This is a genomic window from Gellertiella sp. DMC107 (genome assembly GCF_056313605.1).
The window spans coordinates 1-18851 of the sequence record NZ_JBQUZZ010000008.1 but is presented as its reverse complement, the minus strand read 5'-3'; the positions used below and the strand labels follow the sequence as shown (position 1 = coordinate 18851).

Here is an 18851-nt window from a genome sequence, read left to right as displayed (position 1 = left end):
GGATCCGTTCCCGTTCAGAAGAGTTCGACCGCAACCGCCGTGGCCTCGCCGCCGCCGATGCAGAGAGATGCGATGCCCTTCTTCAGACCATGGGTCTTCAGCGCATGCAGCAGGGTGACCAGGATGCGGGCGCCGGAGGCCCCGATCGGATGACCGAGTGCGCAGGCCCCGCCATGAATGTTGACCCGTTCCCGGTCGAGACCGAGCTCGCGGATGGCAATCAGGGCGACGACCGCGAAGGCTTCGTTGATTTCCCAGAGGTCCACATCTGCCGCCTTCCAGCCGATGCGGGCCAGCAGCAGTTCGATCGCGCCCACAGGCGCCGTCGTGTATTGCGCGGGGGCGCGGGCATGGCCGGTATGGGCGAGAATCCGGGCCATCGGGGTGAGGCCGCGGTTGCGCGCTTCGCTTTCGCGCATCAGCACCAGGGCTGCCGCGCCGTCGGAGATAGAGGAAGCATTGGCCGCCGTCACCGTGCCGTCGGCGCGGAAGGCGGGCTTCAGTTTCGCGATCTTATCAGGGTCAGCCTTTGGCGGCTGCTCGTCCCGGTCAAGCCGCACGGCTGCCCGGCCCTCGCCTTGGGAAATGCCGATGATTTCGCCCGCGAAGGCGCCATTCTGCTGCGCGGCCAGGGCCTTTTCGAGCGACTGGCGGGCATAGAGATCCTGTTCCTGCCGGGAAAAGCCGTATTCGGCGGCGCTATCCTCGGCGAAACTGCCCATCAGACGGCCGGAATAGGCATCCTCGAGACCGTCGAGGAACATGTGGTCCTTGAGCTCGGTATGGCCGAGACGGGCACCGCCCCGGGTCTTCAGCGTCAGGTAGGGCGCGTTCGTCATGGATTCCATGCCGCCGGCCACGACGATCCGGTTCGAGCCGGCGATCAGCACGTCATGGGCGAGCATCACGGCCTTCATGCCCGAACCACAGACTTTCGAAACCGTGGTTGCGGGCAGGGCTTCGGGCAATCCGCCCTTCAAGGCCGCCTGTCGGGCAGGGTTCTGCCCAAGGCCGGCGGAGAGCACGTTGCCCATGAAGATCTCGTCCGGATCTTCCGGCTTGATATGGGCAAGCTGGACGGCCGAGGAAACGGCGATGGCACCGAGTTCCGGCGCGGCCAGCGGTGAGAGGGCGCCCTGAAACGCCCCCATGGGCGTGCGCACCGCCGATACGATCACCACGGGATCGGATGTGAATGGAAAAGTTGACGTCATGATACGGCTCCACGCGGCAGGTGTTGATGCGGGCAAGTGGGGCGCAGGGGAACGTCGGGCCGGACCGCAGGGGCGGCAAGGCGTCGGCCAGGGCGAATGCCAGGTTCCAGATACATCGCTTCTCCTCCCGAAAATCAGCGAGGATGGGATGATAGCGTGAGCGCCTGAGGGGAATCTCCGCTATCTCAAGGCAAAAGGAAAGGGACCGCGCAGATTTTCTGCGTCACAGGCCGCGCCCACGGCGAAGCGCACCAATTTGGCCTCGTACCGGTTTTCCTGGCTGCTTCAGCGGGACAGGTAATTTTCAATCCCTGCGGCGGCCGCATCCCCGGTCGCCAGGCAGGCGGTCAGCAAATAGCCGCCTGTCGGGGCTTCCCAGTCGATCATCTCGCCGGCGACGAAAAGGCCGGGCACCTTCTTCAACATGTACCCTGCATCGATTTCGTCCCAGACAATGCCGCCAGCCGAGGAAATGGCCTCTTCCAGCGGCGTGGGACGGTCCAGCGTCACCGGCAAGGCCTTGATGCACAGGGCAAGCTCCTGTGGCGAAAGGCGGGACGCGTCAGGGCAAATCTCCCGCACCAGTGCGGTCTTGACCGGATCGAGGCCTGCGCCGCGCCGCAAACGGTTCGGCAGGGAAAGCCGTGCGTGCTGCCGCTCCAGGTCGCGCACGAGACGCAGGCGGTCACGGCCGGGGGCCAGATCCAGCGTTAGCGTAGCCTTACCTTCTCGCTCGATACCCTCGCGCAGGGATGCAGCATGAGCGTAGACGAGACTGCCTTCCATACCGGACGCCGTGATGACGAATTCGCCCTGTCGCGATCCCCCGGGGCTGTGGGCAATCACCGACTTTACCGGTGCTCCGGCAAATTTTTCGCGGAAGGCTGCAGACCACTCCCGTTCGAAACCGCAATTGGCCGGTTTGAAGGGCCGGACTTCCACGCCCAGGGCCCGGAGGGCGTCCATCCACCCCCCATCGGAGCCAAGCCTCGGCCAACTGCCGCCGCCGAAGGCGATGAGCGCCGCATCCGGCCTGACCTCGACGATACCGTTCGGGCCTTGAAGGCGGTGCGTGCCGTCGGACGTGACGTCCATCCAGCGATGGCGAACCTGAATGCGCACGCCCTGGCTTTCAAGCTTGCGTAGCCACGCCCGGAGCAGGGGCGAGGCCTTCATGACACGGGGGAAGACGCGGCCGGAGCTTCCGACGAAGGTTTCCGCTCCCAGACCGTCGGCCCAGGTGCGGATGCGCTGCGGCGCCATGCGTCGGACCGCCTCCTCCAGCACCGCACGGGCCTCGCCATAGCGGCCGATGAAGGCTTCCAGTTCTTCGGTATGCGTAAGGTTGAGGCCCGACTTCCCTGCCAGCAGAAACTTGCGCCCGACGGTGGGCATAGCCTCGAAAAGGGTCACGGAGAGGCCCGATGCGGACAGGTGGTCAGCGGCCATGAGCCCCGCAGGACCGCCGCCAAAAATGCAGATGTGTTTCCGGGCCGTGTCCGTCATTTTAACCGCTGCGTTGCAAGAATCATCGGCTCCCATACTAACGGGAACTGTCTGAAGGTTCATCTTGGGCGATCCGACCGCAGCATTTCTTTCGTTCCGGAATGCTTACTCTGTTGTAGACGGGTGTCAGGTGAGCGCCGACCGCCTTGAACAGGCTCGAAGCGGATTGATTTTCATAGCCTTCTTTAGTCCGTGCTTTATATGAAAATGCAGACAATCCGTCTGCGGGACAGCGAGCGAATGACCACACAGCGTCCGACCATCAAGACCATCGCGCAGGATACGGGGCTTTCCATCGCCACCGTCTCGAAGGCGCTCAACAATTCCCCTCAGGTCCGGCCGGAAACCCGCGAACTCGTGCTGAAATCCGCGGCGCGGGTCGGCTATGAGCTGAACCTGCACGGTGTTCAGTTGCGGACGGGCAAGACCTATCAGGTGGCTGCCGTGATGACGGCTCCCGCCGCGGGGCAAAGCGAATGGGAAGGCGTCGAATACGCCCAGCTCCTCAGCGGCATATCCTTCGCGCTGGACAACACGCCCTATCGGGTCGCCTTGCATCCGGTCCGCAATTTCGAGGAAAGCCAGGCTGCGGTCCGGCAAATCGTGACGATGCGCAAGGCGGACGGCATCATCGTGTCGGGGACGCGGGCCGACGATCCGCGCGTGCGCTTCATGCAGGAGGCGGATTTTCCCTTCGTCACCTATGGCATGACGCTGAACAACGCCCCCCACGCCTTTGTGGACCAGGACAACCGTCAGATGATCCTTGCGGCTGTGCAGCGGCTGGTGGAACGAGGGCATCGGCGCATTGCCCTGATCAATCCGGCTCCGGAGCTTACCTATGCCATCATCCGGCTGGCTGCCTATCGGGACGCCCTCGAAATGGCGGGTCTTCCCTATGATCCGGATCTGGTGGCCGAGGGGCGGCTCATTCCCTCCATCGGACGCGAGCATGTCATAGCCATGTCGGCTTTGTCCGATCCGCCAACCGCCTATATCTGCGCCAATGAGTCATCCGCGCTGGGGGCGCTTTCGGGCTTTCACGCGCGCGGGCTCGTGCATGGTCGCGACGCGGTCATCAATGCCACGGACGATCTCAACATCAGCGGCTATTTCGCGCCGCCGATCACGACCTATTTCATGCCCATCAGCATTCCGAGCGCCCTGCTTGGCCAGTTCATCCTTCGGCGAATGGAAGGAGAGCCCGTGGAAAACCTGCAAAGCTTGCTGATGCCGGAATTTCTCGAGCGTTCGGATGATCGTTTGCAACGGTGATCCCGCTGTTTCCGGTCAGCCGTTGAAGGCTCGCCAGCCCCGGGTGCGGGCGACGGCATCGCCGAAGCGCTGCCGGTCGAGGGCCCGGTTTATGCTGCGCGGATCGTGGCGGGATACACCCATGCCGGCGGGTGAGGGCAGGTCGTGCCCCCGCCCGTCTGCCGCGAGTTGCGCCGTGCCGAGTGCCGTCCGCTCGTCGAAGGTGGAGAGGACTACGCTCCGCTGGAGCTGATCGGCCAGGAATTGCACGAAGTAGTGGCTCCGGGTCAGGCCGCCATCGACAGAAATGCTTTCGCCGATCGGAATTTCAGCCGCCATGGCCTCGATGACCTCCGCGGTCCGAAGAGCAATGCCCTCAAGCAAGGCCTGCTGCAGATCCTGCCGGGTCGTCGCTCCGGACATGCCGATGAACAGGGCTGCGGCGCTCCGGTCCCAGTGGGGGCAAGCGAGACCGGAAAGTGCGGGGACGAAGGTCAGGCCGCGTGAAAGGGCGGACGAGCCCTCGAACCGGTCGAGCTCGGCGAGATCCCCGACCAGCCCGATCCGCTGGGCCCATTCGACCGCAGATCCCGCATCGTAGACGCCGCCGTCGAGCGCATAGGCGGTCCCGGCGTTTCGGCCCCAGGCAATGGTGGGCAGCAAGCCTTTTTCCGGCGCCCGGACGATCTGCTCGCCGGTCACCGCGAGCGCGAAAGCTCCCGTCCCGAAAGTGATCTTTGCGTCCCCCTTCTGCCGGCAGCCGTGGCCGTAGAGAGCAGCCTGCTGGTCGACCACGCTGGCGGTCACGGGAATGCCGCCAATGTCACCGAAATGGCCGGATGTGGGCCTGATCTCCGGCAGGCATTCGATGGGGACCCCGAAAACGGCGCATAATTCAGGATCCCATTGCCCGGTTTGCAGGTTGAGGAGGGAGGTCCGGGAGGCCGTGGTCAGGTCGGTTGCAAAGCAGCCGGCGAGACGGTCCAGGAAAAAGGCATCCGTCGTGCCGAGGCGAAGTCGCCCCTTTCGGTGGGCATGTTCGGCCTCGGGGCAGTGCCGGAGGATCCAGGCGAGCTTCGAGGCGGAAAAATAGGCATCCAGCGGCAGGCCTGCCCGCTCCAGCGTCAGGGATGCTGCGCCCTCCGCCTCAAGCGCGTTGATGCGATCGGCGGTCCGGTTGTCCTGCCATACGATGACGGGGGAAAGCGCCGTACCCGTGACGGCGTCCCAGGCTAGGCAGGATTCGCCCTGGTTGTCGATGCCGATCGCATCCACGGTATCCGCAACCATCAGGCATTCGCGGATGTTCCGCAGCAGTTCCTCGGGATCATGTTCGACCCATCCGTCCCGCGGATGGATCTGACGATGGCGTGCTGCGTGCCGGATGGCCGCGTTTCCGCTGTCGTCGGCAACCAGCACGCGGGTGGATGTGGTTCCCTGATCAATGGCCGCTATGCGCATGGTCTTCTCCCGGCTTTCCTCAGTTCTCAAGCGTGAGGCGAATGGTATCGGCTCCCGCCAGCGGGCCCGCCTGCAACAGGATTCGCCGTTCCGGCCGGCTTTTCAGGCGTGTGCGGGAAAGGATCTTTCCGCCACCGTCCCGCGCGACCAGCCAGCCGTGGAACGGCTTTTCCAGCCGGAGCTGTATCTGCTCCAGACCTCTGCCCGTCAGCCGTTGCGGCATCACATAACGGATGCCGGGGCCGACCGATATGGCCGCTCCTTCGCGGATCGGCGGAGGGTTCAGCCCGAAATCCTCCACCATCGCCCTTGCAATGCGCCGACCTTCCCGGAAACACCAGCCCGCAGTCTCCACCGGGCGCAGGAGATTGCCTGCCGCATATACGCCGGGCATGCTTGTGCGCCCCTGATCGTCGACGGCGGGGCCACCCGTCAGGGGATCGAGCTCCAGCCCCGATTGCCGCGCCAGATGGTTTTCCGCCGTGAAGCGTCCGCTCAGGATGACCCCGTCGCAGGCAATCATTTGCCGTTTTCCTGCGGACTCGATCACCACATGCTCGACTCGCGGGTTGCCGGCAATATCCACGATCCGGGTCCCGGTCATCACCGGCATGCCCAGAAGCCAGGGATAGAGAAAATAGCCCTTGCGGGCGAGAACCTCGTTCTGTTCCTCAATCATGGCGACCGGATGGATCCCCATCGACCGGCAGGTCAGGATGGCTGACAGCGACACCAGCTCCGTGCCGACAATCAGCGGGCGACGGAAAGGCGAGCGGCCCTCCAGATAGGCATAGGCCTGCAGCGCGCCGGTATTGATCACGCCCAGTGGACGCTCCCCCGACAGGAGGCGGGCCGAGCGAGGGGCCTCACGGGTACCCGTGGCGATGAGCACACGCCGCGCCCTGATCTGCGCGAGGCCGGACGGTGTCGTCGTCGAAAGGACGAGATTGCCTTCCTGCGCCTTCATGTCGACCACGGAGGTGTCGCACCGGATTTCGGCGCCCAGACCGGCTGCGGTGTCAACCAGGCGTCGCGCATAGGAAGGACCGGTCAGCAGACGTCCGAATTCCCGCAATCCGAAAGGAGGGTGGCCGCAGTGTCGAGGAATGCCACCCGCCGTGCCCTCCCGCTCCAGTATCACGACGGTTCCCATCCCCGCTCTTTTCAATTCGGCTGCTGCGGAGAGGCCGGCAGGGCCGCCTCCGATGATGGCGATGTCGACGGATCTTTCCATCATTCGGGCTCCGCTCCGATGGGAAGGGGGATGCGCAGGTAAGGCTCGCTCAGCGTCGCCACCCGTGCCTGGCAGTTGAAACCCTGGCACCGCCCTATGCCGCAGCGGGTGCGGCGTCGCAAGCCGCCATAGTCGCCGGGGGGCAGCGGGCTGTTCAGGGCCTGCTCGATTTCCCGCCGGGTCACCATTTCGCAGTGACAGACGATGCCGCCATGACCGGGCGACGCCCAGTCTCTTGGCCGATGTTCGGCCAGGTTGGGCACCGTCACATGGGGGACGTCGCGGACCGGGTCGAGCGGCTTTTCGCCATGCGCGCGGAGCTGGCGGTAGAGCTCGACCGCATGGGCGGCAATGCCGAGCGATGCGGTGAGTCCCGTGGAGCGGATACCACCCAGCGTGATCCAGTTTCGCTCCGCTTCGACCCGGATGCGATACTGCTTCTTATCCGATGCGGGCCTCAGGCCAGCATAGGTGGCGGTGACCGGCATGCCCTTGAGGGCCGGAACCAGTTCGGCAGCCTTTTCGAGCAACGCTTTCAGCGTTGCCTCCTGCGTGGTGGCCCGGTTTCGATCGTCCTGTTCCTCGGCGGTGGGGCCAACCAGCAGGTTGCCGAAAGCGGTGCGGCAGAGCACGACCCCTTTGGTGCGCTCGTTCGGCACCGGCAGGATGATGGTGTTCAGGAGGGCTGTCGCCCACTTGTCGAAGACGACGAACTGACCCTTGCGGGGATGAATGGAAAAATGCGCCTCGCCGAGCAGGCGCTCCTCCATGTGGTCGCCGAACAGGCCGGCGCAGTTGATGATCGCGCGGGCCCGATGGGTGCCTTTCGTGGTCTCGACGGTCCACCACTCGCCATCGAAATGCCCGCCTGTGACTTCCGTTTGAAAGTGGAACCCGGCGCCGAGGGCCTTTGCCTGCATCATGTAGGCGAGGAAGGGCGACCAGGGATCGATGACATGCTCGCCCGGCACCTGCACGGCATCCAGCGCGGCCGGGGACAGATGCGGTTCCAGTGCCCGGATCTCTGCAGGGCCAAGGCGCTTCACATTTGTCACACCATTGGCAACGGCCTGTTCGGCAATGCCGTCCAGCGCGGCCTGCTCGGTCTCGTTCCAGGCGACCACCATGGCACCGGTTTCAAGCAGCGGCAAATTGAAACGGTCGCGGATATCGAGGTACTCGGCATATCCCGCTTGCATGCACTGGAGTTCCAGGCTGCCCGTAGGCGCATCGAAACCCGTATGCAGGATGGCGCTGTTGGCCTTGCTGGCACCGGACAGAATGTCAGCGCCCTTTTCGAGCAGCACCACCCGCGCGCCTTCCAGCGCGAAACGACGGGCTGCCGCACAGCCAACCACGCCTGCCCCGATGATGAGAATATCTGCCGCCATGACCGCTGTGTCCGTGAGAGCCCGGACTTCACCATGGGCATTTGTGACCGATCAGTCAACCATGACGACCGATCGGTCAAATTTCAACTGGACTTGGTCTTCGATACGGAGGCATGCTACGAAGACTACAACCAACAAGTCAGGTATCTGCACCATGATGCAGCCGGAGATGCGGCGCGCCGCCATTCTGGATCTCGTCAGGCGGGAAGGAAGGGTGAGCGTCAACGCGCTTGCCGACGCCCTGGGAGCGTCCCGGGAAACCATCCGTCGCGATCTGACCGAACTCGAAGCGGCGCGTGCGCTCCGAAAGGTCCATGGCGGTGCGATCGCACCGGAGCCGCCCGTCTATCAGTTCGGTTCGGAAAGCCCGTTCAAGGCACGCTTGAACGAGGGGGCGGAGGCAAAGCGTTCGATTGCCCGGGCGGCGGCGCCGATGTTTCAGGCCGGCGATACCCTGTTCATCGATACGGGTAGCACCACGCTCCTGTTTGCCGAGGAGTTGGCGACGAAGAGCGGGCTTACGGTCATTACCAATTCCGGCCTGATTGCTGCTCATGCGGCGCGAGGCACGGATCAGCGGGTCATCCAGCTCGGAGGAGACTTCCGGAGCGATGGAGCCGAAACAATCGGCGCCGTCACCATCGAGCAAATCGGGCTCTACCAGGTCACGCATGCGGTGCTGACCATCGGCGGGCTGACGGAAAAGGGCGCCCATGACTATGATGCGGCGGAAGCGGACATTGCGCGCGCCATGGCGCGTCAAGCCCATTGGGTTGTCGTGCTCGCCCATGGAGACAAGTTCTATCGCAGTGCGCCTTACCTCGCGGTCGATCTGGCGTCCATCGATGTGCTGGTGACGGACAGGGTCCCGGAAGGGTCGCTCGCCGATGCTCTCGACGCTGCCGAGGTCGAGATCGTGCTGGCCTCGCTCTAGCCGTTCTGCTCGAGAGGAAAGGTAAGGATATAGGTTATATCCGTTTCCGACTGCCGGTAATCCGCTTCTCCGCCGACAGAAGCAGGCACGACATGTTCCAGAACCGTGCTGCCGAAATGCTTCTGCGGCCGACCCATTCCCAAGGCCTGGCGCAAATGCGGCGCCAGCGGCTCGCGCCACTCGAAACGGATGGCTTCGCTTTCTGCCTCGTGGATTCGCGTGCAAGCGATCATGATCGGCTCGGACCGTGTGTCGAAGACCGTGCCGTGATTGGTCGCATTGGTCATCAGTTCATGCATGGCAAGGCCGAGATGCATGGCGGCATTCGGCGTGAGGAAGACATTGTCCCCTTCGATGTGCAGCAGCCTGCGATTCTCTGGCGAGAGGTGTTTCGACTGCTGATAGACGAGGTCGAAAAAATGGGCACCGCGCCAGCGCGAACCCGTAATCAGGTCCTGCGATTGAGAAAGCGAGAGCAATCTGTCCCGGAACTTCTTCAGGAATTCCTGGAGGGAGGTGGAATGGCGGGCGGTCTGCGAGGCGATGCTTTGTATGACCGCCAGCATGTTTTTCGAGCGGTGGCTGCCCTCCCGCTGAAGCGAGTGCAGCATCTGCTCGCTGTTGCGCGCGTCGGTAATTTCGTCGATGCGTGTACGATAGAAGAGGACGCCCGCCTCATCCGAGACGCGGCTGAGCGTGAAGCGGAAGACCTGCTCGTCCACTTCCACTTCCAGGCTTCGTTCGACACCGGACGATTCAACATTGCGTTTCAGATCGGCCAGTTTTCCGGCTATGTCCGCTCCGAAGAGGGTCAGATCGGTCCGCACTCCCTCCTCGGGCAGGTCCCGTTGCCAGCAATCGGGCAAATTCGCAATCAAAGTATAGGTCCATCCCGCATCCTGCAGGAGAATGCAGCTTGCTGACCCGGACAGCGCCAGGGCCAGCAAGCTGTTTCGGCCCGCGCCGCCAGGTACGGGCTGAAGCCAAAGTGCTCGTGACATCTAAGAAGCCATTCCTTTGCAGAGCCCCTTCTGCTCCAGGGCCGTCAGGCGGGGTTCGATACGCTTGCGTTGAAGAACAGGGCCTGACTGATCATCGCCTTCACCACGTCGGGGTTGAAGGGTTTGGTCACGAGGAAGGTGGGTTCCGGGCGTTCGCCTGTCAGCAGACGTTCCGGGAATGCGGTGATGAAGATCACCGGAATGCTCGCCTCGTTCAGAATGTCGGAAATGGCGTCCAGACCCGAGCTGCCATCAGCCAGCTGAATGTCGGCCAGCACCATTTTCGGGCGGGTCTTGTGGAAGAGTTCGACTGCCTCGCGGTGGGTTCGGGCAATGCCGGTAACGAAATGTCCCAGCTCGTGCAGCATCTGCTCGATATCCATCGCGATCAGGGGTTCGTCCTCGATGATCATGATATCGGTGGCGATTTGTTCGGAAATCTCGCGCGACGCCTGGTCGAGAAGCAGCTTCACGTCATCTTCCGTGACCTGAAGGATTTCGGCGGTTTCCGACAGGGAGAATCCTTCGACGGTGGTCAAAAGGAAGGCCTGCTTTGCCCGGGTCGGAAGGGCGGACAGGTTGGCGGCGGCGCGCTGCTCCCACGCAAAGGGAGAATCCGTGGCCGGGATTCTTACTTCAGCGGAACCGAATATGGTTGCGAAGAGTTGATAGAGCGAGACGCGGTCGCTGGAGGATTTCGGGAAAATCTTGATGTCGGCGATCAGCGCCTCAAGCGTCGCGGCGACATAGGCATCACCTGATGTCTGGGAACCGCTTACACTGCGGGCATAACGACGAAGGAGTGGTAGATGGGCTGCGATGCGAACCGATAGAGACATTTTTTAGCTTTCCAGTTGTGTCGGACGACCCCGACGCTCCACAAAACGCATCTGCGGAAATAAAGTTCCTTTCGCTTGGAACTTTTTCTGCGCGCTCCGCATTTACCCGCCAACTAATCAAAACAGGTCGCCATCCATCATGCACGAAAAACACAATGAGGCTGCGGAAAATGTACAAGCCGGCGCGGAATCCAGTGTCATAGATCCAAATTCGCTCGTGTCCCGTGTCCTGCGGGAGTTGTACGACAGCGTCCAGAACGAGGCCATTCCCGACCGTTTTCTGGACCTTCTCGAGAAACTGGACATGGCGGAAAGCTCTGCCAAGGCGGACGAAACCCCATGAACGAAAAGATTGAATCCGACCAGCGTCGTTTCAAGCGCGAGCTTCTGGCAGCCCTGCCGAACCTGCGCGCCTTTGCGGTTTCCCTCGTCGGACGCCATGATCGGGCCGACGACCTCGTGCAGGACACGATCATGAAGGCCTGGGCCAAACAGGACAGTTTCGAGATCGGTACCAACATCAAGGCCTGGCTGATCAAGATCCTGCTGAACAGCTTCTACAGCCAGATGCGCAAGAACGGTCGCGAGGTGCAGGACAGCGACGGGATCCTGACAGAACGTCTTTCCGTTCATCCCGCGCAGCACGGCGCCCTCGATCTTCAGGATTTCCGCATGGCATTGAACCGCCTGCCGCCGGATCAGCGCGAAGCCATCATCCTCGTCGGCGCCTCCGGCTTTTCCTATGAGGAGGCTGCCGAGATCTGCAATTGCGCGGTCGGCACCATCAAGAGCCGGGTCAGCCGGGCGCGCCAGCGCCTGCAGGAGTTGCTCGGCATTACCGGAGAAGCGGATTACGGGCCCGACGCCGCGGCAACGGCCGTCACGGCAAGGCCCGTTTCGAGCTCACCGCTCTGATCATGAAGAAGCCGGGTCAAAAGCCCGGCTTCTTTTTTTGGAGGTGTCTTTCCCCGATAGATTACAGGAGGCGTTTCAGGGCCGCCATCAGAAGGCTGTCGTCGAAAGGCTTCGTCAGCTGTTCGGTCTTGCCGGGAGGGAGTTCGCCAATGTCCACGTGCCCTGTCGCGATCAGCGCCGGCAGATCGGGACGCAGTTCGCGGGCCCGGTGCAGAAGATCGATGCCGGTCATGTCCGGCAAGCCAAAGTCCGTGATCAGCACGTCGATGCGCGAGGTTTCGATGGAGGCCAGCGCTTCTGCGCCGGTTCCGGCTTCGATGACCAGAAAATTCTCGTCCTCCAGGATTTCCGCAGTCGTCAGACGGATCAGGTAATCGTCCTCGCATAAAAGCACCACGGGCCTTCCGTGCAGGTGTCCCTGCGGCTGGTCGCTTGCGGACGGAGCGGATGCCGGCACGGGAGCTAGGAGCGCAGCGGTTCCGTCCCCCGCAACGGCGGATGCCTCCTGCTGGCCCTTCATGTGATCCAGCGCCTTGCGCACCTTGTTGGCGAGCGCTTCGCGAGAATAGGGCTTCTGCAGCAATTCGATCCCGCTTTGCTCGATTTCCGGCTCGTCCGGGCCGGCATAACCGGATGTGAGAAGGATGCCAAGCGCCGGCCGCATGTCGCGGGCCCGCCGGATCAGATCCGTGCTCTTCAGCTGACCGGGCATGATCATGTCGGCAAATAGAAGGTCGACCGGTGCTCCGCTGTCGATGACGGTGAGGGCGGTTGCTCCGTCCCTTGCCCTGAGGACACGATATCCGAGGTCAGAGAGAATGGCGGCTACGGTTTCCCGGACGGCCTCGTCGTCTTCCGCTACCAGAATGGTTTCGCAACCGCCGCTGACCGGCAGCTGTTCTTCCTCCGGCACCTGATCCTGATCCTGCGATGCGGTTGAGCGGGGCAGGTAGAGCCGGATCGTCGTGCCCCTGTCGATCTGGCTGTCGATGATCACGTGCCCTCCGGATTGCTTGACGAAACCATAGACCATGGACAGGCCCAGGCCGGTTCCCTTTCCTTCGGGTTTGGTGGTGAAGAAGGGCTCGAAAACCTTGTCCAGCAGATCGCTGCTCATTCCGCAACCGCTGTCTTCCACGGCCACCATCACATAGTCGCCGGCGGACAGATCCATGCCATTGCGCGAGACATGTCCGGGGATGGAAACATTGCGCACTTCTATCGTCACCCGGCCGCTGCCGTCCATGGCATCCCGGGCATTGATAGCCAGGTTGAGAATGGCATTTTCCAGGTTGCCCGGATCGATTTCCGTATTCCAGAGGTCATCGTCGATGCGCGTCTCCACGGAAATCGCTTCGCCGAGCGCCCGGTGCAGGATGTCATCCATATTGCGGATCAGTCGTCCGATATGCAGAACGCGCGGCATGAGGGGTTGGCGGCGACCGAAGGCCAGCAGCTGGGAGGCCAGCTTGGCGCCACGGGTCACGCCCTTGATGGCATTTTGCAGTCGTGCTTCCAGAACAGGGTTGCTGACCATGTCCTTGGCAATCAGATGCAGGTTTCCACTGATGACCTGAAGCAGATTGTTGAAGTCATGGGCAATCCCGCCCGTCAGATTGCCGATGGCCTCCATCTTCTGGCTCTGGCGCAAGGCATCCTGCATGCGCACGAGTTCTGCCGTGCGGGCCTCGACCCTCTGTTCCAGGTTGGCGGCCAGATCTGCAAGAGCCGCTTCCGCACTTTTCTGATCGTCGATATCGGTGTTCGTCCCGATCCAGCGCTTGATATCGCCGGCCTTGTTGCGCACCGGCACCGCTCGCACGATATGCCAGCGATAGACACCATCGCGCCGACGCAGGCGAAACTCGGCCTTGTAGAGATGTCCGTTTGCGACAGCGGCCTGCCAGGCTTCCTGGATTCGCGGCAAGTCGTCGGGATGGATCATCCGGACCCAGTTCTCGCCATCGAGCGCGCCGCGCTGAAGACCGCCATAGTCGTAGACCCGCTCGTTGAACCAGTCGAGATGGCCATTGGCCCTTGCCGTCCAGACATGGTTCGGCATGGACTGCGCAAGCAGCCGGAATTTGGCCTCGCTTTCCGAAATGGATCGTTCTGCCTGCTTGCGCAGGGTGACGTCGAGCAGAAGCACGCCGATCCGGTTGCCGGAAACCCGTTGCGCGCGGGCTTCGTACCATCGCTCGAACGGCCTGCCGAGGCACAACTCGAATTCCGCCGGTGCGCCGCTTGCCATGGTGCGTTGAAGCGCCTCGATGACCGCCTCGTCCAGATCGGGCACCAGGCTCCGAAGGCTCTGCCCGGCCATTCGTTCGGCCGGGTGGTTCAGATGCTTCAGAAGGGCTGCGTTGAATTCCATCACCTGAAAATCGCGGATGGTTCCGTCGGCGCCCATCACGGGATCGCCGATGAAAAAACCTTCCTTCATCTGTTCGAAAAGTGTTTTCCAGCGGTTCTCGTTGTGGAGAATTTCCTGTTCGGCCCGTTTGTAAGCCGTCGTTTCCATGACGATGCACAAGGCCCCGCCAATCTCGCCATTCGCGTGCTTCAGGGGGCTGTAGTCGAGATTCAGCCACACATCGCGAAACTGTCCATTCTCCCGCAGCCGGACGGATTGATCGCTGAGATGCACCCTTTCACCGGCCAGGACCGCATCGAGCGCCGATCGATGCAGTTGGCAAAAGGTCTGCGGAAAAGCACCGATCGGCTCGCCGAACAGGCGTGGATGAAGGTCGCCGGCCAGCGGTGCGAAGGCATCGTTGTAAAAGGCCTGCCCACGGCTGCCCCACAGCACAAGCATCGGAAGTGCAGAGTCGGAGGCCAGATTCATCGCGTGAAAGAGAGTGGGCGGGCAGCTTTCTTCCGGGATTATACGGGACGAGTGCCCCGGTTGTGGGTCAGGCTGTTCTGAGATCGTATTGCTTTCCGGTCTGTTCGCGTCGGGCCGATCTGCGGCGAGGGTCATCTAATCTGCTTTCTGTTCGATCTGGTCGACAATCGGTGCCCGGTCAGGCTGACAGCGGTTGCTGGTGGCTGCGGTCGGGAAATCGGAAGAGGTCTGCATCGGGGTCCTGCCGGCCCTCGACGGCTGCACGCACGATGTCGGCGGCAATCTGGCAAAAGCTCATGCCATTGGCGCCATAGCCGAGTATGGCATGGGCCTGATGCTGGTCAGGAAGGCGAGCGATGACCGGCAAGCCGAGCGGCGACGTGGAAATCGAACCGGACCAGCAATAGTCCGGTTCCCCGATCTCCAGACCGATCAGCCGGGAAACCTTTTCGGCGAGCTTCTGGAACCGTCCGAACGCGGACAGGGGCGACTGCCAGTTGCCCTCGTCTTCCGGTGGCGCGAGGCAGTGGGCAATGATCCGGCCATCGGTCGTGGTGCGCAGATTGAGCATGTCCTCGGAATGGACGCGGACCACATGGCGGGTGAGCCAGGACGAGGGGACCAGGCCCGGCTTGCTGGCAATGGCGACAACCGACTGGAGCGCGCCGGGTTCCGAGGGAACACAGTCGGGCGTTTCGCAGCCGGTGCAGAAAATCACATGCCCGGCGCTCAGAAAATCGCCTTCGGAGGTCAGGAGATGCGCGCGTCCGCCACTTTGCCGGGAATCCAGCACCTCGACATTGCTGACGATTTCCGCGCCCCGGCGCGCAGCATGCGCCAGAAGACCGGCGGCCAGCTGTACGGGATTGAGCGTGGCTGCGACGGGTGAACTCAGCGCGCCGGCCCTGTCTATCCCGAACTGGGCGATCAGCTGATCCCTGCTGACGAACTGGGTTCGGATGCCGCACTGGTTGCGGGTTTCCGCTTCCCTTTCGAGCAGGTGGGCAGTCTGGTTTTCGCCAGTCAGCACCAGGCTCCGCTTGCGCTCCAGGCCGCATTCGATGCCCAGCCGCGCGACGAGCCCCAGCAGTTGTTCCACGGCATGGTCGGAACGATGCCATAAATGCTCAGCCACGTCAGGAGTGACGGCGTCCGACAAACCAGCCAGTCCGATCTCAAATCCGGGCTGCAGGATGGCGGAACTGGCTGCCGTTCCTCCCGAAAAGGGCAGACGCCGATCGATGACCAGCAGGGAGCGGCCGGTGCTGCTCAACGCCTCGGCGACCAGGGCGCCCGTGAGGCCGGCGCCGACAACGACAATATCGTAGGAGCGTTGCAGCGGGCCGCGGGTGACGGGGAGCGTGCTGTGGGGGAGGGCGTTCCAGTATCCGTGGCTGGCATCCAGCCCTGCAAGAACTGCCTTTTCCAGATCGGCCGCACTGTTCCAAGGCTGTCTCATGGCTGTTCCCTCCCGCTTGGCGCACGACACAGCGGCGCACAAGCGTGAACGTCCCATGACCCGATCGGTTCCAGCGGGAATGCCGGAACGGGCAAAAAAGCGGAAACGGAACCCGTGAGCGAGCCTTGACGTTGAGAAGCGAACCAGTTTCCGGAAAGGGAGGCTCCCATGATCTTCAAGGAACGCCGCTTTCATCAAACGGATCCCTCGGACGAAGCGCTTCGGGCGGGCGATCTCAGCTTTCAGGCCGATCTCGAGGCGCGCATTGCGGATTTTCTTTCCAGTCTCGCCGGGCTTGACGTCACGCAAATGTCGGTTGTGGTCGGGGATGGAAAAGCCATCCTCGGAGGCTTTGCTGCCTCGGAGGCGGAGCGCCTGAAGGCCGAAGAGGCCATCCTGCATGCCTTCCCGGGTGTGCCTGTCGACAACCGGCTGAGTACGGCCTGAGGGCAAGGATGGTTGGCCGTGTGCCTCGCATCGCTTCAACACCGTTTCGATCGCCCTGCTCCTGAGGTCGCGGCGAGACTGATTGGCTGGACCTTGCTTCTGGAGGGCGTGGGCGGCGTGATCGTCGAAACGGAGGCCTATGCCCGGGATGACGAGGCGTCACACAGTTTCCGCGGGCCGGGAAAGACCAATGCAGCCATGTTCGGCGCACCCGGAACTGCCTATGTCTACAGAAGTTACGGCCTTCACCTCTGCCTCAATTTCGTCTGTGCGGAAGCGAGCGCCGTCCTCTTGCGGGCGCTGATGCCCACGGACGGACAGCAGCGGATGCAGGAACGCCGAAGGACGGGCAATCCCCGCCTCTGGTGCAGCGGACCGGGGCGGTTGGGTCAGGCGCTCGGCGTCGGGCGGTCTCTCAACGGAGCGCCGCTGGCCAGCCCACCCTTTTCCCTCACGGAGGGCGCACCGGCCGGACCGGTTGTTGCCGGACCGAGGATCGGCATTTCCCGGGCGCGGGACAAGCCCTGGCGTTTCGTCCTTTCCGGTTCCGCCTTCCTCAGCAGGCCGCCCCCTCCAAACTCTCAACCCCATCCTCCCTTGGAAGGAACCATCCGATGACCATGTCCCGGGATCTTCAATCCGACCACAAGCCGCGCAAGGATTACTTCGCGATCTTCTCCAACACCATATCCGAATGGGCGGGCAAGCCGGTTACCTTCGTGCTTGCCGTTGCCGGCATAGGGCTCTGGGCTCTGCTCGGGCCGGTCCTCGATTATTCGGAAAGCTGGCAGCTGGTGGTCAATACAGCGACCACCATCGTGACCTTCCTTATGATTTTCGTCTTGCAGAACTCCCAGAACCGGGATGCAAAGGCCCTTCAGGTCAAGCTCGACGAACTGATCCTGACGAATACGCGAGCCGAAAACTGCTTCATCGGCGCGGAAGCCTTGGGTGAAGCGGAATTGCTGCGCCTGCGCACCATGCTGGATGCGAAACTCGAAGCGGCGGAGAATGCCCGCTCCCCGGAAAAGCGCGAGGAAATAGAAGATCGTCTCGAAGAAACGGTACGGTCAGCAAAAATAGCGTGAATTGTTGGAACATAAATGGTCCGCAGTTGGTTGTAATAGGGCGGGGGCAAGTGTTTCAACCGATCAGGATTAGCCGATATGAAATATATCCCTCTGTTTGCTAGCGTGTTGTTGCTTTCTTCGGTCGCCGCTCAGGCGCAGACCAGTTCGGATGCCAATACAACCGAAACGCCTGCCGTTTCTACATCCGAAACGAACAACGCCAATGCACCTGTCGAAGGGCAGAACAGCTTTACCGAGGACCAGGCGCGCGAGCGCATGGCAGATGCCGGCTATACCGACATCAAGGACCTCAAACTGGACGACAAGGGCTTCTGGAATGCCTCGGCGATGAAGGGAGGCAGCTCCGTTCACGTGGTGCTCGATTACCAGGGCAATGTCGTTACCCAATAATTCTCTTTCCATGAAAGGAGTTCTCCCATGAGAACAGTGACCGGAATTTTCGATACTTATGCCGATGGTCAGGCCGCAGTGCGTGCGCTTGAGAATGCCAATGTTCCCCGCGACCAGATCAGCATCATGTCGCGCGACGAGGACGGAACGGTTCGCGACGGTGACGGCGCCGTGGATGGCGCCGAAACCGGTGCAGGGCTCGGCGCTCTTGCCGGCGGCGCGGGCGGCCTTCTGGCCGGCCTTGGCATGCTCTCCATTCCGGGCGTCGGTCCGGTGGTGGCTGCCGGCTGGCTCGCCTCGACGATTACCGGTCTCGCAGCCGGTGCAGTCGCGGGCGGTGCTGCGGGTGGCATTATCGGTGCGCTGACCGATGCGGGCGTTCCCGAAGACGAGGCCCATGTCTACGCGGAAAGCCTCCGCCGCGGCGGTACGCTGGTGACGGCCCGTGTCGATGATGCCATGGCGCCCAGCGCCGCACGCATCCTGGATGACGCTCATCGCGTCGACTGGAACACGCGTCGCCGGGAATATACCGAAAGCGGCTGGAGCAATTTCGACGAAAACGTTCCCTACGACCCCGCACCGGGGCGCTATCAGGGCAGCGGACTTTCGGGCCGACTGTAAAGCTGCACGGCATACTCCCATAAGAATGGCGGGTCGCAAGACCCGCCATTTTCCATGTACGGGGTACGGTCACTTATATATAGGGCGAAAGGTGATGCTTAAGGATCGATAAACAGGCTTGCCAGGCGAGCCATTTGAACGCGCCTCGAATAAAAATAATAAAATCAATCACTTACAAATTTATATAATTTTTTTGACGGAATGGTGTTGACTGTTTTTGGTTGGTAGTTCTATAAGGCGATCACT

The 18851-nt window shown here is 62.3% G+C and carries 18 protein-coding genes; 9 read left to right on the top strand and 9 right to left on the bottom strand.

Annotated elements, in window-relative coordinates:
• Nucleotides 1-14: 14 nt before the first annotated feature.
• Nucleotides 15-1214, bottom strand: a complete 1200-nt coding sequence (locus ACT54B_RS20790) for an acetyl-CoA C-acyltransferase (RefSeq protein ID WP_476047793.1) — start codon at nt 1212-1214, stop codon at nt 15-17.
• 285 nt (nt 1215-1499) lie between these two features.
• Nucleotides 1500-2720: a TIGR03862 family flavoprotein gene (locus ACT54B_RS20785; RefSeq protein WP_476047791.1), complete on the bottom strand. Its 1221-nt coding sequence runs from the start codon at nt 2718-2720 to the stop codon at nt 1500-1502.
• A gap of 240 nt (nt 2721-2960) precedes the next feature.
• On the opposite strand from ACT54B_RS20785, the gene ACT54B_RS20780 reads away from it, so the two are divergent.
• Entirely contained in the window at nt 2961-3995 is a 1035-nt protein-coding gene (locus ACT54B_RS20780) for a LacI family DNA-binding transcriptional regulator (RefSeq protein ID WP_476047789.1), read from the top strand.
• Nucleotides 3996-4010: 15 nt separating this feature from the next.
• Here ACT54B_RS20780 and ACT54B_RS20775 read toward each other — a convergent pair whose 3' ends face one another.
• Genes ACT54B_RS20775 through ACT54B_RS20765 form a run of 3 tightly spaced genes read right to left on the bottom strand, consistent with a single transcriptional unit; the run spans nt 4011 to nt 8060 of the window.
• Nucleotides 4011-5435 carry an FGGY family carbohydrate kinase gene (locus tag ACT54B_RS20775; protein WP_476047787.1) on the bottom strand — a complete coding sequence of 475 codons (1425 nt, stop codon included), beginning with the start codon at nt 5433-5435 and terminating at the stop codon, nt 4011-4013.
• A gap of 19 nt (nt 5436-5454) precedes the next feature.
• Nucleotides 5455-6672 (bottom strand): NAD(P)/FAD-dependent oxidoreductase, encoded by a 1218-nt coding sequence (locus ACT54B_RS20770; protein ID WP_476047785.1) that lies wholly within the window; start codon nt 6670-6672, stop codon nt 5455-5457.
• Nucleotides 6669-8060 (bottom strand): FAD-dependent oxidoreductase, encoded by a 1392-nt coding sequence (locus ACT54B_RS20765; RefSeq protein WP_476047783.1) that lies wholly within the window; start codon nt 8058-8060, stop codon nt 6669-6671. The genes ACT54B_RS20770 and ACT54B_RS20765 overlap by 4 nt, the downstream gene beginning before the upstream one ends.
• 154 nt (nt 8061-8214) lie before the next feature.
• On the opposite strand from ACT54B_RS20765, the gene ACT54B_RS20760 reads away from it, so the two are divergent.
• Nucleotides 8215-8994 carry a DeoR/GlpR family DNA-binding transcription regulator gene (locus ACT54B_RS20760; protein WP_476047781.1) on the top strand — a complete coding sequence of 260 codons (780 nt, stop codon included), beginning with the start codon at nt 8215-8217 and terminating at the stop codon, nt 8992-8994.
• On the opposite strand, the gene ACT54B_RS20755 is transcribed toward ACT54B_RS20760, so the two are convergent.
• Complete coding sequence (locus ACT54B_RS20755) at nt 8991-9995, bottom strand: sensor histidine kinase (protein ID WP_476047779.1); 1005 nt, start codon at nt 9993-9995, stop codon at nt 8991-8993. The two genes, ACT54B_RS20760 and ACT54B_RS20755, sit on opposite strands and share 4 nt — an antisense overlap.
• 44 nt (nt 9996-10039) lie before the next feature.
• Nucleotides 10040-10834 (bottom strand): response regulator, encoded by a 795-nt coding sequence (locus tag ACT54B_RS20750; RefSeq protein ID WP_476047777.1) that lies wholly within the window; start codon nt 10832-10834, stop codon nt 10040-10042.
• A gap of 139 nt (nt 10835-10973) precedes the next feature.
• On the opposite strand from ACT54B_RS20750, the gene ACT54B_RS20745 reads away from it, so the two are divergent.
• Both ACT54B_RS20745 and ACT54B_RS20740 read left to right on the top strand, forming a co-directional pair.
• Complete coding sequence (locus ACT54B_RS20745; protein ID WP_476047775.1) at nt 10974-11177, top strand: NepR family anti-sigma factor; 204 nt, start codon at nt 10974-10976, stop codon at nt 11175-11177.
• Nucleotides 11174-11749 carry an RNA polymerase sigma factor gene (locus ACT54B_RS20740; RefSeq protein ID WP_476047773.1) on the top strand — a complete coding sequence of 192 codons (576 nt, stop codon included), beginning with the start codon at nt 11174-11176 and terminating at the stop codon, nt 11747-11749. The genes ACT54B_RS20745 and ACT54B_RS20740 overlap by 4 nt, the downstream gene beginning before the upstream one ends.
• Before the next feature lie 61 nt (nt 11750-11810).
• Here ACT54B_RS20740 and ACT54B_RS20735 read toward each other — a convergent pair whose 3' ends face one another.
• Together ACT54B_RS20735 and ACT54B_RS20730 are read right to left on the bottom strand one after the other, a co-directional pair.
• Complete coding sequence (locus ACT54B_RS20735; RefSeq protein WP_476047771.1) at nt 11811-14564, bottom strand: hybrid sensor histidine kinase/response regulator; 2754 nt, start codon at nt 14562-14564, stop codon at nt 11811-11813.
• A 208-nt stretch (nt 14565-14772) separates the two neighbouring features.
• The gene (locus tag ACT54B_RS20730) at nt 14773-16053 is read right to left on the bottom strand and encodes an NAD(P)/FAD-dependent oxidoreductase (RefSeq protein WP_476047770.1); all 1281 of its coding nucleotides are present in this window, start codon (nt 16051-16053) and stop codon (nt 14773-14775) included.
• A 168-nt stretch (nt 16054-16221) separates the two neighbouring features.
• On the opposite strand from ACT54B_RS20730, the gene ACT54B_RS20725 reads away from it, so the two are divergent.
• From ACT54B_RS20725 to ACT54B_RS20705, 5 genes are all read left to right on the top strand, one after another.
• Entirely contained in the window at nt 16222-16500 is a 279-nt protein-coding gene (locus ACT54B_RS20725) for a BON domain-containing protein (protein ID WP_476047768.1), read from the top strand.
• An 18-nt stretch (nt 16501-16518) separates the two neighbouring features.
• Nucleotides 16519-17118 (top strand): DNA-3-methyladenine glycosylase, encoded by a 600-nt coding sequence (locus ACT54B_RS20720; RefSeq protein WP_476047766.1) that lies wholly within the window; start codon nt 16519-16521, stop codon nt 17116-17118.
• Complete coding sequence (locus ACT54B_RS20715) at nt 17115-17588, top strand: low affinity iron permease family protein (protein ID WP_476047764.1); 474 nt, start codon at nt 17115-17117, stop codon at nt 17586-17588. The genes ACT54B_RS20720 and ACT54B_RS20715 overlap by 4 nt, the downstream gene beginning before the upstream one ends.
• 78 nt (nt 17589-17666) lie before the next feature.
• The gene (locus ACT54B_RS20710) at nt 17667-17981 is read left to right on the top strand and encodes a PepSY domain-containing protein (RefSeq protein WP_476047763.1); all 315 of its coding nucleotides are present in this window, start codon (nt 17667-17669) and stop codon (nt 17979-17981) included.
• Between the two features lie 27 nt (nt 17982-18008).
• Nucleotides 18009-18605: a hypothetical protein gene (locus ACT54B_RS20705; RefSeq protein WP_476047761.1), complete on the top strand. Its 597-nt coding sequence runs from the start codon at nt 18009-18011 to the stop codon at nt 18603-18605.
• The last annotated feature ends 246 nt before the right edge of the window (nt 18606-18851 follow it).